Genomic DNA, 14425 nt, shown 5'->3' with positions numbered 1-14425 from the left:
CCGGCGGTCCGGCCGCTACCCGGAAAGTCGTACGCCGCGGGAAGGATGACAGGGCGAAAGTCGGTGTGCGACGCTGCACCGGCGCGTGATCAAGCGTGTGGCGGAGGGGACCGGGGGCACCGCATGAACGACGACGTACCGCCGAGCACGCCCCGGCGGTCCCGGCGTGGCGGCCACCGGCAGGGGAGCGCGCGGGTGCCGGGCGTCCTGCTGGTCGTCGTCGGCCTGGTGGTCGCCGCCTCGGCGCTCCGGCCGGACGGCGGACTGCTGGGGACGGGCACCGAACCGCCGCTCGGCAGCATCGGGTTCGTCGTCCTGCTCGCCCTCGGCTGGGTGATCGTCGTCGGCCGCTTCGCCTCCGGCCTCCGCGAGGAGGTCCGCCGGCTGACCGGGCCGACGCCATGGGCCGAACGCCTGCGGACGGCCGCCGTCGTGCTGCTGGCGGGCGGGACCGTCGCCGTGCCGGTGCTGCTGTTCGTCTTCCACAACCGGACCACCACCGGCGGGCCGGTCGCCGATGCGCCCCTGACCGGCCTGGGGCCCTGGACGGCCACGCCGGTACCGACGCCGCCACCGCCGCCGGCGCCCGAGGCATCGGGCACGGTGAACCTGGCCGTCGTCCTGCTGGTCGTCCTGGCCGCGGTGGTGGCGGCCGTGCTGGTGGCCGCCCTGGTGCGGGGGTGGCGGCGGCTGCGCCTCCCCGGGCCCGGGTCGCGGACCGCGCCGGCCGTCGGCCCGGCGCGCGCCGAGGACGTCCTCGCCGAGGCCGTCGCCACCGGACGGCGCGCGTTGCGCGGCGGCGACGCCCGGGCCGCGGTGATCGCCTGCTACGCCGCGATGGAGGGCTCGCTGGCGGCCTCCGGTGTCGCCCGCCACGCCTCCGACAGCCCGACCGAGCTGCTGGAACGGGCGGTGGCGGACGACCGGGTCGACCCGGTCCAGGCACGCGCCCTCACCGCGCTGTTCCACGAGGCCAGGTACTCGACCCACCCGATGGACGACAGCCAGGTACGCCGGGCCAGGACGGCCCTCGACACCATCGCCGACCGCCTGGCGGACCGGCCGGCCGCCGGTACGGCCGGCGCGGGCCCCACCGACCCGACCGGGAGCCGTCGATGAGCACAGATCCCGCCCGGAGCGCCGGTCCCGCCCGGCCGGGGGACGGCCCGGACCACGACGGCCTGGCCGCACCCGGTTCCGTCCGGCACAGCCTGATCGAGCTGGGGCTCGTCGCCGTCGCGGCCGAGATCCTGTTCGCCCTGGTCGGCGGGGTGGCCGCGGCCGGCGCCGGAGCGGTGCTGATGGCCGTCGCCGCCCTGGTGACCGGCCGGTACGTCGCCGGGGCGGGCTTCCTGGACGTGGGCCTGCGCAGCCGTCAGCGGGTGATGGACGCGCGGGAGCCCGGGCTCGGCGACTGGCACTGGACCGTCCGCCACGGGCTCGACCCGCAGGGCGACGGCGGGCCGTTGCGCGGCCGGCTCCAACGGCTGTTCGCCGCCCGGCTGTCGGAGCGGCACGGGCTCTCACTCACAGACGACCGCGACCGGGCCGCCGCGCTGATCGGCGCCGGGCTCTGGCCCTGGATCGATCCGAGCCGCCCGGCACCGGCCGAGATCTTCCCCGAACCGGTCGTCCGCGCCCTGGTCGACCGTCTCGAATCCCTGTAGCCACCGCGCAGTCGCCGCACCCCCGGCGGCCGCCCGCACCGACCCATCGCCCCTCAGGAGAGCCATGACCGCCGTTCCCCAGGCCCCCGTCGACCCGGGCGCCGACCACGCCCCGGACAGCCCCGCCGGCCGGCCCGCGCTGACGCCGCAGCAGGCCGGGAAGCGCGCCAACGCGGTGGTGGCGGAGATCGAACGGGCCGTGGTCGGCAAGCCCGAGGCGCTCCGACTGGTCATGTTCGGGGTGCTGGCCGGCGGACACGTCCTGATCGAGGACCTGCCCGGGCTCGGCAAGACCCTGCTGGCGCGCTCCTTCGCGACCACCCTCGGCCTCGACTTCCGCCGGATCCAGTTCACCCCCGACCTGCTGCCCTCGGACGTCTCCGGTGCGCCGTTCTACGACCGGAGCAGCGGTGAGATGGTCTTCCGGCCGGGCCCGCTCTTCACCCAGCTGCTGCTGGCCGACGAGATCAACCGCACCCCGCCGAAGACCCAGGCCGCGCTGCTGGAGGCGATGGCCGAGGGACAGGTCTCCGTCGACGGCGCCACCCGCCGGCTGCCGGAGCCGTTCGTGGTGATCGCCACCGCCAACCCGATCGAGTACGAGGGCACCTACAGCCTGCCGGAGGCCCAGCTCGACCGCTTCCTGCTGCGGGTGCGGATGGGATACCTCTCCACCGGCCTGGAGGCCGCGATGCTGCGGGCCCGGCTGGACCGGGCGGCCCCCGAGCCGGTGCTGGAGACCATCGGCTCCGCCGCCGAACTGCTCGCCATGCGGGCCGCGCTGGAGCAGGTCGAGGTCGACGACGACCTGGTCGAGTACGTGGTCGCGCTGATCGACGCCACCCGCAACGACCAGCAGATCCAGGTCGGCGCCTCGCCGCGCGGGGGTCTCGCGCTGGTGCAGCTGGCCCGGGCCCGCGCGATGCTGGAGGGCCGTGACTTCCTGACCCCGGAGGACGTCAAGGCGGTCGCCGTCCCCGCCCTCGCCCACCGCATCACGCTCAAGCCCGAACTGTGGGTGCGCCAGATCGAGGCGGACGACGTCCTGGCCCGCCTGGTCGCGTCCGTTCCGGCCCCGCAGACCCTGCCGCGCGCGGCCGGGAGCGCGGACACCCGGTCGTCGGATCGGCTGCCGGACGGGCCGCGGTGAGCGCCGGGCGCCCCGTCCGCCGACTCGCCGCGCCGGCGGAGGGAGGTCCACCGGGCCCCGGCGCCCGGCGCACCGGCTTCCGCACCGGCCTCCGCCCAGGCCGCCGCCTCGAACCGCGCGGCGACCGCCGGACCGGCTGGGACGCCGACCGGGACGCCGACCTGCGTACCGCCCGGATCCTGGCCCGGAGCGCCGAGGCGGCGCCGGCCGGCCTGCCGAGCACCCCGCCCTCCCCGCACTGGCGGGCCGGTGAGCGGACCCTGCGCCTGCTCACCGTGGCCGCCGTCGCGGCCGCCGCCGCGCTGGCCACCGGACACGCCTGGCTGCTGGCCCTCGCGGCCGGTCCCGCCGTGCTGCTCGCCCTGGCGGCCCCCGGGCGCGACAGGCCGACCCGGCTCGCCACCGTGGGCACGGCCGAGCCGCGCCGCTGCTTCGAGGGCGAGCGGATCACCGTCCGGATCACCGTGGAGCACGACGGGGAGATCGGCCCGCTAGACCCCACCGTCGCCCTCGGTCCGGGGCTGACCCTGGAGTCCGTGGCCGTCGGCCGCGCCGGGGTCGACCTCGGCCTGCGGGCCGACCGCTGGGGCCGCTGGACGCTGGGCAGCGTCGACCTCGACGTCTACGACACCGGGGGCCTGACCCGGCGGACCGTCCGGACCGAGCTCGGCGCGGTGGACGTCTTCCCGGTGCCCGGTGCGGCCCGGCTCACCCCCGTCCCGGTCCGCCTCCCGGAGCGGATCGGCGAGCACACCACGGCGCACGACGGCACCGGCGTCGAGGTGATCGGCGTCCGCCCGTACGTCCCGGGCGAGCGCCAGCGGCGCATCCACTGGCCGTCCACCACCCGCCGCGACAGCATCCAGATCAACCAGTTCGCCGCCGAGCGGGCCGCGGACGCGGTCGTCCTGCTGGACGCGCTGAGCGACTTCCGCGACCCGGCCACCGGTCTGTCGAGCCTGGACGAGACCCTGCGCGCGGCCGCCGGGCTGACCCGCGCCTACCTGAGCCGCCACGACCGGGTCGGGCTGATCGCGGTCGGCGGCCGGCTGCGCTGGCTCGCCGCGGGCAGCGGGGACCGGCACTTCTACCGGATGGTCGAGGCCGTGCTGGAGGTCCGCCAGGACCGCCGCCGGCGCGGACCCGCCCTCCCGCGGCTCCCGCTGCCCGCACTGCCGGGCCACGCCCTGGTGTACGCGTTCACCTCGCTCGCCGACCAGCGGATCCTGGAGGTGCTCGGCCGGGTCAGCGACCGCGGCAACCCGCTCGTCGTGGTGGAGATCCCGGCGGGCGAGCCGACGGTGGAGCCCGGGGACGAGGTCGGCGCCCTGGCCCTGCGGCTCTGGCACGCCGAGCGCGAGGCGATGCGCTCCGCCCTGCGCGGCCGGGGAATTCCGGTGGCCCGGTACACCCCGGGCGAGGCGCTCGACCTGGCGCTCGCCCCACTGCTGCGCCGCCGGATCCGAGGAGGGGCCCGATGACCGAGACCACCGCCGACGCCGGGCTCGCCCCCGGGGTACGGCCCTCGCCCTCGTGGGCCCCGTGGATCGAGCAGACCGCCCTGCGCTGCACCGGCGCCGCCCTGGCGGTCGCCGCCTGCGGAGTGGACGGCGCCCCGGGCGGCGTACTGGACCGGGGCGGGCCCGCCGCCGTGGCGGCCGCCGCCGTTCTCGCCGTCTGGGCCGCCGCACCGCCCGCCGGCCCGGCGCGCCCGGCGACCACCTGGCCCGCCCGGTTCGCCGGGCAGCGCACCACCGTGCTCGCGGTCGGGTCCGTCCTGCTGGCGTGCTCCGGCGAACCGTCGCTCTGGCCGGCCGTGGCGGTGACCGTCCTGCTCACCGGCTATCTGCTGCTCGTCGACGCCTTCGGCCCGGACCGCCGCGGCCCCCGGCCGGCGCACGCCCTCACGGCGGTCGCCGCGTCCGCCCTGGTCCTGCCGGCCGCGTTCGTCCCGACCACCGCGGGCGAGTGGTCGCGCCCCTTCGCGCTGCTCGGCCTGCTGGCCGCCGCCATCGGCACCGGTCTGGCACTGCGGCCCCGTACGGCGGGGACCCCGCCGCCGGAGTGACCTGGCCCGCCGCCCCGGACCGGCCGGCCAGATTGACCGGGCGGAACGGGCGGGACGCTCCAGGGGGCGGCGGCGGGCCGGTCTCAGTCGTGGCCGAGGGCGGCGGCCTCGGTGAGGATCAGGTCCTCGATGCCGCGCAGGAAGCGCTCCATCGTGGGACGGGGGAGGACCGAGGCGTCCGCCGTCATCGCGAGTCGCAGGGCGTCCGCGGTCCGGAGGGCGTCCAGGGCGTAGGAGAGGCCGGGGCGCGGCTCGAACTCGACCGGCCAGTCGAGGGTGGTGCGGGCCCTGGCCAGGGCGAGCGGTTCCGGGGCGGCCGGTGGGGCGGCCTCGCCGCCGGCGGGCGCGGGCGGGGCCAGCTCGCGGGTGTCGTTGAAGACGCAGGAGCGGTCGGCCGTCGGGCCGTGCTCGGCGCGGAGGCGGGCGATGTCCTCGTCCCGCAGGGTCTGGTCGTAGTAGGCGTGCCGGTAGGTGGCGATCGACGCGGCGTGGGTGCGTCGGACGACATCCCCGAACTCCTTTCCGGCGTCCGCGAGATGGAACAGGCTCTCGCCCGCCACCGTGCTCACCGCCTGGGTCAGCCCGGGCAGGAAGCGGTTGCTGACCACCACCTGGAGCGTGGCGTCCGGCAGGCCCGAGAGCCGGGACGTCATCGCGGCGGCGGCCGCCAGCAGCACCGAGGAGGAGCTCACCCGGTGGGCGGCGGCGACCAGTTCGACGGCGCGCAGCAGCGCCGGGGAGCTGAGCACGGCGTTCGGGAACGGGCGCGGCTCCCCGGCCGGGGCGGGGAACTGCCGCGGCGGGCCGAGCCGCAGCTTGCGCAGGAAGTGCTGCCGGGCGTTGGCATCACGCCGCCGGCCGCGCTCGGAGGCCTGGAACGCGGCCTCCTCCAGGGGCTGTTGGGTGGCCGCCCGGCGCTCGGCCATCGCCTCCACCGGTTCGCCCAGGGCGAGCGCGGACAGGTCCATCACCACCTGGCTCATGCCCGAGCCGTCCACCGCCGTGTGCGAGAGGACCAGGCTCATGTGGCGGACCAGACCGCCCGATTCGACCAGGCCGACGCGGATCGGCCACTCGGTCGCGCAGTCGAACGGCCGCCCCGCCAGCTCGTCGTGCAACAGGCGCCCGGTTTCGGCGAGTTCGGCCGCGTCGCCGTCGCTGTGGCGGGTGTGCACGGACAGCCGCCCCGCCGGGTCGACGGTCTGCCGCAGCCGGCCGTCGTCGTCCCGCAGCAGCCGGGTGTGCAGCCCGTCGTGCAGGTGGAGCAGGTGGGTGAGCGCGTCGAGGACCACCGGCACCGGAACTCCCGGGTCCAGCGGGGAGGAGGCCGTGACGTTGTACCTCGGCGCGTCCGCCGGGGTCAGTTTGCCGACGGCGTCCCAGATGGCCTGCTGGCCCCAGGTGGCCGGTCCGGTGCCGGACCGGCCCGACGAGAAGGTGATCTCCAGCTGTTGACTCGTGGTCACCGTGTGGCTCTCCGATGTGCGGTTCTGGGCTCGGTGCTTGCTGCGTGGTGCCAGGGAAACGCGGGTGGTGCCAGGGCAAGAGTGTGGCGCACCGCCCTCCCCGCGTCGAGCCTCGGAACGCGCACGGGAGCCGCCGGGGTCACCGGCTGCCGGTGGTTCGGCGGGCCGAACCACCGGCCGGCGGGCGTCGGGAGCCGTCCGCTGTGGTCAGGCCCGGTCGGCGGTGACCAGGTGGTAGTCGAGCAGGCCGCTGCGCCAGGCGGGGAGGAAGTTGCGTGACCAGTGGCTGGGCGGGACGGTGCCCTCCAGATAGCGGTCGAAGCCCGGCCAGACCGCCGCTCCGATCGATTCGGCGGACACGCCGGTGAAGCCGGCCGCGGCGAGGTCCGCGGTGAAGCCGGTGATCGGGTGGGCCACGTCCAGGCCCTCGGCGAAGCTGGCGAGCATGATGCTCAACCGCTCGGCGACCTCCGGGCCGGAACTGAAGAAGGTGGTGACCACCAGCCGGCCGCCGGGCCGCAGCACCCGGGCCGCCTCGTGCGCGAAGCCCGTCAGCCCGCGGAAGTGCTGGGCCGCCTCGACCGAGTAGACGCCGTCCAGCGAGCCGTTCGGGAACGGCAGCTTGTCGGCCGAGCCGAGGGCGTAGGCGAGCCGGTCCGGGAAGACGGCCATGGCCTTGGCGTTGACCGTACGGGCGCGCTCGATCTGGTCCGGGTGGATGTCCACCCCGGTCACCGCCGCGAAGCGGAACTCGCGCAGGGCGAGTGTCGCACCCAGCCCCCGCCCGCAGCCGACCTCGGCCAGCCGCAGCCGCTCGGTCGGTGCCGGGAAGGCCCGCAACACCCGGCGGTACAACTCCTCCTGACTGTGCACCCGGTCCTCGGTGGTCGGTGATGCGGTGTCGATTCCGCTCCAGTCACCGAAGTTGATGAAGCCCCCCGCGAAGCTGGCCGCTCGTGCGAGATCGTCCGCGCCGTATGTCCGTCGTACGGTCGGGGGAATGTGGTTCTGATCCATCGGTGCCCAGTCTCCTCGCGCCTTGCCGCCCGGCCCTCGGGCGCGCTGAGGTACGTACCCAAACCGGTATGCGTCCGAACGCGCAGGGTGACGGATGGGGTGCGCCAAGTACGGTGGTTGACGAGGCGTCAACCATACTCCTGGAACGGGGGGTCGTGGTGGCCGTCGAGCGTTCCGGCCCGCCTTCCGGTGCCGTCCCCGGGCCGTCTCTCCCGGGAGAAGGAGCGATAGCCGCCGCCGGGGACGCCGTGCGCGCCCGTGCCGATGCACGTGCCGGTGCGGGACGAGGGCCCCCGGGCACGGGGAGGCGCCGGGGCCGGGCGGGGGCGAGACCTCCCGGACGGAGGGGAGTCGTACTACCCTGCGAGTGGGGGCGCAACAGAATGGCTGGAGAAGGGAATACCTTCCATGAGTACAGCCCAGCCCACGGCGATGACGCTGCCGATGCACCGCACCTGCCCGTTCGATCCGCCGCCGGAGTACCGGCACCTGCGCGCGCACGATCCGGTCGCCCGGCTGTCCTTCCCCGACGGAAAGACCGGCTGGCTGCTGACCCGGCACGAGGACGTCCGCGCCCTGCTGGCGGACGACCGGTTCAGCTCGGACCGGCTGCGGGCCTCCTCCCCGGTACGCCGGATCCCGGTCCGGCCCGAGGACGTCGGAGCCCGCTCCGGCCTGCTCATCACCATGGACCCGCCGGAGCACACCCACTACCGGCGGATGCTCACCCGCTACTTCACCGTGCGCCGCATGCGCGCCCTGGCACCCCGGATCGCACAGATCACCGCCGACCACCTGGACGCGATGGAGCGCGTCGGGCCCCCGGTGGACCTGGTGCGGACGTTCGCCCTGCCGATCCCCTCCCTGGTCATCTGCGAACTGCTCGGCGTGCCCTACGACGACCGCGACAGGTTCCAGCGCTGGACCTCGACCCTGCTCAACCTGGAGGTGGACGAGGACACCGCGCTGGCGGCCCGGGACGCCCTGCGCGACTACATGCTCGACCTGGCGGCCCGGAAGCGGAAGCACCCCGACGACGCCCTGCTCAGCGCCCTGCTGGCGGACGACGGCCCGGAGTCCGGGCTCACCGACGAGGAACTGGCGGGGATCGGCCGTCTGCTGCTGGTCGCCGGCCACGAGACCACGGCGAACATGCTGGCACTGGGCACCTTCACCCTGCTGACCCACCCCGGGCAACTGCGCGACCTGCGGGAACACCCGGAGCTCACCGGCCACGCGATCGAGGAACTGCTGCGCTACCTGACCATCGTGCAGTTCGGCACGGTGCGGGTCGCCACCGAGGACGTGGACATCGCCGGCCACCACGTCCGCGCCGGGGAGACCGTGGTCGCCTCGCTGGCCGCGGCCAACCGGGACCCGGAGCACTTCCGGAGCCCCGACCGGCTGGACCTCACCCGCGAGCTCTCCCAGCACGTCGCCTTCGGACACGGGATCCACCAGTGCCTGGGCCAGCAACTGGCCCGGGTGGAGATGGAGGTGGCCTTCCCCGCGCTCTTCCGGCGCTTCCCGACGCTGCGCCTGGCGGTACCGCCGGAGCAGGTGCCGATGCGCCACGACATGGCCATCTACGGCGTCCACGCGCTTCCGCTCACCTGGGACGGGTGACCGCACCATGAAGATCCGGATCGACATCGACCACGACCGCTGTCGTGGCGCCGGGCAGTGTGTGCTCACCGCGCCCGAGCTCTTCGACCAGTCGGAGGACGACGGCACCGTCGTGCTGCTGGAGAAGCACCCGCCGCCGGAGCTGCACCGCGCCGCCCGGCTGGCCGCGGCGCTCTGCCCCAACGCCGTCATCCGCGTCGTCGAGGACCCGTGAGCCCCGGAGGTACCCAGGGGCGGGTCTCGGACATTTCCCGTCGGGCGTGCGTCACCGGTGAACGCCGGGCGGGGTGACAGCCGTTCTCGTTCACATGACGGTGATGATGATGGAGCGGGGCGCTGGCATGCTTGCGGGCATGGAGGACATCACGGGGGAGCGGGAGGCCCGGGAGCTGATCGCGGGCTGGCTCGCCCAGGAGCCGGCGGCCGGGTCGGCCGCGGACCGGGGCGAGCCGGACGATCCGGGCGTCCCGGGTGCCCCGGACGGTGCGGACGGCCTGGACTTCCCGGTCGGCGGTGGGCTCGCGGTGCCGTCGGCGAGCGGGTACGAGGTCGCGCGGGCGGCCCGGGTGCTGGCCGTGCGGGGGCTCGGCAGAACCAGGCTGCCCCTGGTGCCGGACGGGCTGCGGCTGGTCGCCGAGGCGCTGGTGGTGGACGAGCACCCGTCCGTGGCCACCTGGACCCCGCTGGAGCGGGCGGAGGCGGTGGAATGGGTCGCGCTCCTGGTGCACCGTTTCGGCGAGGACGGGGTGCAGTCGCTGCTGGCGGAGCTGGTGAACCCGTCACTGCCGTAAGGCGGGTCTGAGTGCGGCCAGCCGCTCCTCCAACTGCCGGACCACGGTGGTGTCGCCGAGTCCGGCGGACAGGCCGGCGGCGGTGCGCAGGTGCCGGGCGGCCTCGGCGGGGCGGCCGGAGTCGAGCAGGAAGTCCGCGAAGTGGCGCTCGGCCACGGCGTGCAGATGGACGGTGCCGGCCGCGCGGCAGAGCTCCAGCGTGTGCTGCCAGGCCCGGGCCGCCTCGGCCGGGCGGTCGAGCAGTTGCAGCGCGTGGGCCTCGTTGACCATCGCGGAGAGCTGGAAGGTGGCCTCCGGGTGGTCGGCGAGCAGGGCGCGGGCCTGCCTGGCCCGCCGCAGGGCCTGTCCGGCATCGCCGGCGAAGCCGTGCAGGGCGGCGGTGTTGCTGAGGGTGAACGGTGCGTGCTCGGTCAGGCCGTGCTCCTCGGTGAGGGCGACCGCCTGTTCGCCGAGCCGGACGGCCTCGCCGAACTCGCCGCGGGCCGCGGTGGCGACGGCGAGCACGGTGAGGGCGTGCACATGGACGTTCCCGCCCGTGTCGGCGGTCCGGGCGACCGCCCGGGCGGCCAGCCGGTGGGCCTCCTCGGCGCGGCCGGTGCCGCTGAGGGCGCGGGCGGCCGAAGCCTCCATCAGCGCGACGGCGGTCGGGTCGCCGGTCAGCAGCGCGGAGCGCAGCCCGGCCCGCAGGCAGCTCACCCGGTCCGTGCGGCGGCCGGTGCCGTAGTACAGGCAGTTGGCCAGGTAGGCCAGGCGCCAGGCGCGGTCGTGGTCGCCGAGGTCGGCGGCGGAGGTGACCAGGCCGCGGATGGTCGGCTCCTCGGCCCGGAACCAGTCCAGCGCCGACCGGACGGTGGACAGCCGCGGCCCGGACGGCGAGGGGAGGGCGGGCGGCGGGCCGAAGCAGTCGATGCCCGGCTGGAGCAGGGCGGCGCCGTGCGCGGCGACCGTGAGGTAGTGGTCGACCAGCGCCCGGGTGGCGGCGGTGCGCTCGGAGTCGGGCCGCTCGGCGAGGAGTTCGGCGCCGTAGAGCCGGATCAGGTCGTGCCGGCCGTAGCGGCCGGGGGTGCCCTCGGCGAGCAGGTGGTGGGCGGCGAGCGAGGAGAGCGCGCGGCGGGCCTCGGCGGGGTCGGTGCCCAGCAGGGCCGCGGCGGCGTGCGCGTCGACCTCGGGCCCGGGGTGGACGGCCAGCAGGGCGAGCAGGTTCTGCGCCGTGAAGGAGAGGTGACGCATCGTCAGGCCGAGCGCGGTGCGCACGCTGATCGTGCCCTGGGTGTCCAGGGCCTGCAACCGGGTGCGCTCGTCGGCGAGTTCGGGGACGAGGTCGGCGATCCCCCAGCCGGGCTGGGCGGCGAGCCGGGCGGCGGCGATCCGCAGGGCCAGCGGGAGCCGGTCGCACAGCTCGGCGACCTGGGCGACGGCCGCGGGCTCGGCGCGCACCCGGGTCGGGGTGAGCAGGTGCTCCAGCAGGCTGAAGGCGTCGTCGGCGGGCAGTGCGCCGAGCCGCAGCAGGGCGGCGCCCTCGGTCACCACCAGGTCCTCCAGCGAACTGCGGCTGGTGATCACGGTGGCGCAGTCCGGTCCGGCCGGCAGCAGGTCGGCCACCTCCTCGGCGTCGCGGACGTTGTCCAGGACGACCAGCAGCCGGCGCCGGCCGGTGAGCGAGCGGTAGAGCGCGGCCCGGGCGGGGAGGTCCTCGGGGAGCTCGCTCTCCTGGGCGCCCAGTGCGCCCAGGAACCGGCCCAGGACGTCGGCCGGCTGGGCGCGGTGGCCGGGGCCGAAACCGTTCAGGTCGGCGAAGAGCCGCCCGTCGGGGAAGGCGTCGGCCGCGGCGTGCGCCCACTGCACCACGGTGGCGGTCTTGCCGGCGCCCGCCGGGCCCGCCACGACGGCCAGGCTGCCGCTGCGGCGGCCGGCTCCGCACTCGGCGTCCAGCCAGCGCCGCTCGGCCGCCCGGCCGACGAAGCCGGCGGCCCGGCGGGGGAGCTGGCGGGCCGCCGACGGGCCGGAGTCCGGCCGGACGCGGCCCCGGCCGGGCTCCCGGGGGTCGGCCGCGAGGACGTCGTCGACGGCGGACTGGAGGGTCCGGCCGGGGGAGACCCCGAGTTCGGCGGTGAGCCGGCGACGGGCCCGGCGGTAGGCGGCGAGCGCGTCCGAGAGCCGGCCGGCCTGGTGCAGACAGCGGACCAGCAGGGCGCAGAGCGGCTCGCGCAGCCCGTCGGCCTCCACCGCGCGGTCGAGGTCGGGGATCGCGTCGGCGCCCCGGCCGAGCCGGAGCAGACGCTCCGCCCAGGACTCCAGCGCCCGGGCGCGGCCCTCGTCGAGGCGGTCGGCGAGGGCGTGGCGCAGCGTGGTGTCGGGCAGGTTGGCCAGGGCCGCGCCGTGCCAGAGGTCGAGGGCCTGGCGGAGCAGCCCGGCGGCGCGCTCGTCGCCGTCCGGGGCCTCCTCCCCGGCGGCCCGGGCGCAGAGGTGTTCGAAGAGCAGCGCGTCCACCGAGTCGGCCGGGCCGTCGAGGCGGTAGCCGGGTGTGCGGGTCAGCAGGGTGAGCGGGGAGCCGGCGATCAGCTTGCGCAGCGCGGCGATGTGGCCCTGGAGCGCGGCCCGGGCCTGGGCGGGCGGTTCGTCGCCCCAGAGCAGCTCGAAGAACCGTTCCACCGGGACGGTCCGGCCGAGGTCGAGCGCCAGCAGGGCCAGGACCCCGCACCGCTTCGCGCCGGGCGGGGTGAGGGTACGGCCGTCCGCCGTCCTCAGCTCAACCGCCCCCATGAGCCGAACAAACACAGTTCCCCCAGGTCAGAGCCCCCGCTTCTGGTCCTCGTCGAGAGGCAGGCCGCAGTCTAACCACGCCTGACATCCCGTCCGGTCGGCCGGTGGGACGGGTCGTTGGGCCCTGGGCCCCGCCGTTGCACGGTCGGGGCGGAATCCGGCGCGCGCCGCGTCACCCGATGTACGCCCGCAATTCGCCGGGCGTTCTCCGGCGCCGCGCCCGGTGTTCACGGCCGGTGCGGGGCCGGAGGGCTGCGGACGGGGTCGGGGGCCGGGGCCGGGGCCGGGGAGCGGGCGGTGCTCCGCCCGGTCAGCGGACCTGGCGGGAGAGGTCCACCCGGACGCCGGAGCGGGAGACGCCGGCGGCGGAGCGCTCCGCGGCCGGGCGCTCTTCTGCGTGGTGCGTGGACGCGTGGTGCGTGGACGCGTGCCGTGCGGTGGTCTGTGGCGGGCGTTCGGTGACCGACGGGTCCGGTCCGGCCCGGTGCGGTCCGGAGACGGCGGCGAGGGCGAGGACCACGAGGACCAGCAGGGGCGTGCGCACGGTCGGGGCCTCCTTGTCGGGTCCGGTGGGTCGGGTCTGGCGGGCCGGGAGCGGACGGCGGTGCCCCCGGCCCGTCGGGGAGTGGCGGGCCGGGGACGGCAGGCGCACGGTCGGTCCGCCGGGTGCGGTCGCACCCGCGGTGTCCGGCCGGCCGTGAGCGGGCGGCCGTCGGACACCCCGTCCGTGCTCCGGGAGGCCCACCGCGTCAGGGGCGACGGCGGGCGGCCCGGTGGTGGCCGTTCGGCGCCCGGACCGTGTTCACTCCGGACCGGGTGCCGACCTGTTCCACGGCCTCCGCCCTGGTCAACGGCGCGTCGGCGGTCGCCGGTTCACCACCCGGTGGACCGGCCGGACGTCGCCGGCGCGGCGGCGGCGGAGGGGACGGGCGGAGGCGTCCGGGGGCGCCGCGGACTGAACCGCAGGGCGGTTCGGTCCCGTAGACGACAGTGGCGGGACCGGTGACCACCGGCCCCGGGGACTGCGTCCTGCGGGACCTGAAGGAGATGCGCGATGAAACATGTTCGAGCCGTCGTCGTGACCGGCTGCGCGGTCGGGGCGCTCGCGGTGGCCGGCTCCGGGACGGCGTTCGCCTGGCATCCGAGCGACGCCTCACTGACCGTCGGCTGCCGAACCGAGGCCGGCCGGGTGGACCTGGTCCTGGGCAACAACTACCGCTCCTCGGGCGAGTACACGCTCACCCGGGCCGGCAGTGACGAGCGGTACCGCGGCACCGTCGAGGGCCACGGCTCGGTGAAGGTCACGGTGAGCTACTCGGGCAAGGGCGACACCTGGCGCTACCAGCTCGCCGACACCCAGATCGAGAAGCGGATCGCCGACGTGCCGCTCTGCGTCACGCCGACGCCCACGCCCACGCCGACCCCCACCCCGACGGCCACGCCGACACCCACCCCGACGGCGACGCCCACGCCGACCGCCACCCCCACGCCGACCACGACGCCCACGACGCCCACGCCCACCGGCACTCCGACGCCGACCGCCACGCACACCCCGAGCCGGACGCCCACGCCCACCGGGACGTCCAGCCGGACGCCGGGACCGTCGGCCAGCCCGACGCCGTCCGGCAGCGCGTCGCCCTCGCCGTCCGTGAGCCCGAGCGTCCCGGCGCCGCCGTCCGAGGGCGCCGGGCCCGTCCCCGGGGGCCTCGCGCACACCGGCGGTGGCGGCGACGGCGCCCTGATCGCGGGTGTCGGCGGCGGCGCGGTGCTGATCGGCGCGGGTGTGCTGGTCGCCGCGCGGCACCAGCACCGGCGTCGCACCGCCTGAACCTCCGCTCCACCGGGCCGAACCGCCGCTACGGCGGCCCGTCGGCGGG

The 14425-nt window shown here is 76.4% G+C and carries 13 protein-coding genes; 9 read left to right on the top strand and 4 right to left on the bottom strand.

Annotated elements, in window-relative coordinates:
• Positions 1–123: 123 nt before the first annotated feature.
• From ACIP82_RS03470 to ACIP82_RS03450, 5 genes are all read left to right on the top strand, one after another.
• Positions 124–1119, top strand: a complete 996-nt coding sequence (locus ACIP82_RS03470) for a DUF4129 domain-containing protein (protein WP_400650429.1) — start codon at positions 124–126, stop codon at positions 1117–1119.
• On the top strand, positions 1116–1667 hold the full coding sequence (locus tag ACIP82_RS03465) for a hypothetical protein (RefSeq protein ID WP_363604934.1): 552 nt from the start codon (positions 1116–1118) through the stop codon (positions 1665–1667). Before ACIP82_RS03470 ends, ACIP82_RS03465 begins: the two co-directional genes overlap by 4 nt.
• A 64-nt stretch (positions 1668–1731) precedes the next feature.
• Positions 1732–2817, top strand: coding sequence for an AAA family ATPase (locus tag ACIP82_RS03460; RefSeq protein WP_400650426.1), 1086 nt, complete (start codon positions 1732–1734; stop codon positions 2815–2817).
• Positions 2814–4298: a DUF58 domain-containing protein gene (locus tag ACIP82_RS03455; RefSeq protein ID WP_400650423.1), complete on the top strand. Its 1485-nt coding sequence runs from the start codon at positions 2814–2816 to the stop codon at positions 4296–4298. Before ACIP82_RS03460 ends, ACIP82_RS03455 begins: the two co-directional genes overlap by 4 nt.
• Positions 4295–4885, top strand: coding sequence for a hypothetical protein (locus ACIP82_RS03450; RefSeq protein WP_363604931.1), 591 nt, complete (start codon positions 4295–4297; stop codon positions 4883–4885). Before ACIP82_RS03455 ends, ACIP82_RS03450 begins: the two co-directional genes overlap by 4 nt.
• 83 nt (positions 4886–4968) lie before the next feature.
• Here ACIP82_RS03450 and ACIP82_RS03445 read toward each other — a convergent pair whose 3' ends face one another.
• Both ACIP82_RS03445 and ACIP82_RS03440 read right to left on the bottom strand, forming a co-directional pair.
• Positions 4969–6351: a condensation domain-containing protein gene (locus ACIP82_RS03445; protein WP_400650420.1), complete on the bottom strand. Its 1383-nt coding sequence runs from the start codon at positions 6349–6351 to the stop codon at positions 4969–4971.
• A 207-nt stretch (positions 6352–6558) separates the two neighbouring features.
• Positions 6559–7368: a class I SAM-dependent methyltransferase gene (locus ACIP82_RS03440; RefSeq protein ID WP_363604928.1), complete on the bottom strand. Its 810-nt coding sequence runs from the start codon at positions 7366–7368 to the stop codon at positions 6559–6561.
• 408 nt (positions 7369–7776) lie between these two features.
• On the opposite strand from ACIP82_RS03440, the gene ACIP82_RS03435 reads away from it, so the two are divergent.
• The 3 genes from ACIP82_RS03435 (at position 7777) to ACIP82_RS03425 (ending at position 9785) form a co-directional block, all read left to right on the top strand.
• The gene (locus ACIP82_RS03435) at positions 7777–8994 is read left to right on the top strand and encodes a cytochrome P450 (RefSeq protein ID WP_363604927.1); all 1218 of its coding nucleotides are present in this window, start codon (positions 7777–7779) and stop codon (positions 8992–8994) included.
• Between the two features lie 7 nt (positions 8995–9001).
• Positions 9002–9208, top strand: a complete 207-nt coding sequence (locus ACIP82_RS03430) for a ferredoxin (protein WP_400650417.1) — start codon at positions 9002–9004, stop codon at positions 9206–9208.
• Positions 9209–9347: 139 nt separating this feature from the next.
• The gene (locus tag ACIP82_RS03425) at positions 9348–9785 is read left to right on the top strand and encodes a hypothetical protein (RefSeq protein ID WP_363604925.1); all 438 of its coding nucleotides are present in this window, start codon (positions 9348–9350) and stop codon (positions 9783–9785) included.
• On the opposite strand, the gene ACIP82_RS03420 is transcribed toward ACIP82_RS03425, so the two are convergent.
• Complete coding sequence (locus ACIP82_RS03420) at positions 9774–12548, bottom strand: BTAD domain-containing putative transcriptional regulator (RefSeq protein ID WP_400650414.1); 2775 nt, start codon at positions 12546–12548, stop codon at positions 9774–9776. The two genes, ACIP82_RS03425 and ACIP82_RS03420, sit on opposite strands and share 12 nt — an antisense overlap.
• A gap of 310 nt (positions 12549–12858) precedes the next feature.
• Positions 12859–13092 (bottom strand): hypothetical protein, encoded by a 234-nt coding sequence (locus ACIP82_RS03415; protein WP_363604922.1) that lies wholly within the window; start codon positions 13090–13092, stop codon positions 12859–12861.
• Positions 13093–13602: 510 nt separating this feature from the next.
• On the opposite strand from ACIP82_RS03415, the gene ACIP82_RS03410 reads away from it, so the two are divergent.
• The gene (locus ACIP82_RS03410; protein WP_363604921.1) at positions 13603–14376 is read left to right on the top strand and encodes a hypothetical protein; all 774 of its coding nucleotides are present in this window, start codon (positions 13603–13605) and stop codon (positions 14374–14376) included.
• Positions 14377–14425: the final 49 nt, after the last annotated feature.

The organism is Kitasatospora sp. NPDC088548, from assembly GCF_044753005.1.
In the GTDB taxonomy this organism is placed as follows: domain Bacteria; phylum Actinomycetota; class Actinomycetes; order Streptomycetales; family Streptomycetaceae; genus Kitasatospora.
The sequence above is the reverse complement of the archived record's forward strand: the minus strand, read 5'-3'. Positions and strand labels throughout refer to the sequence as shown.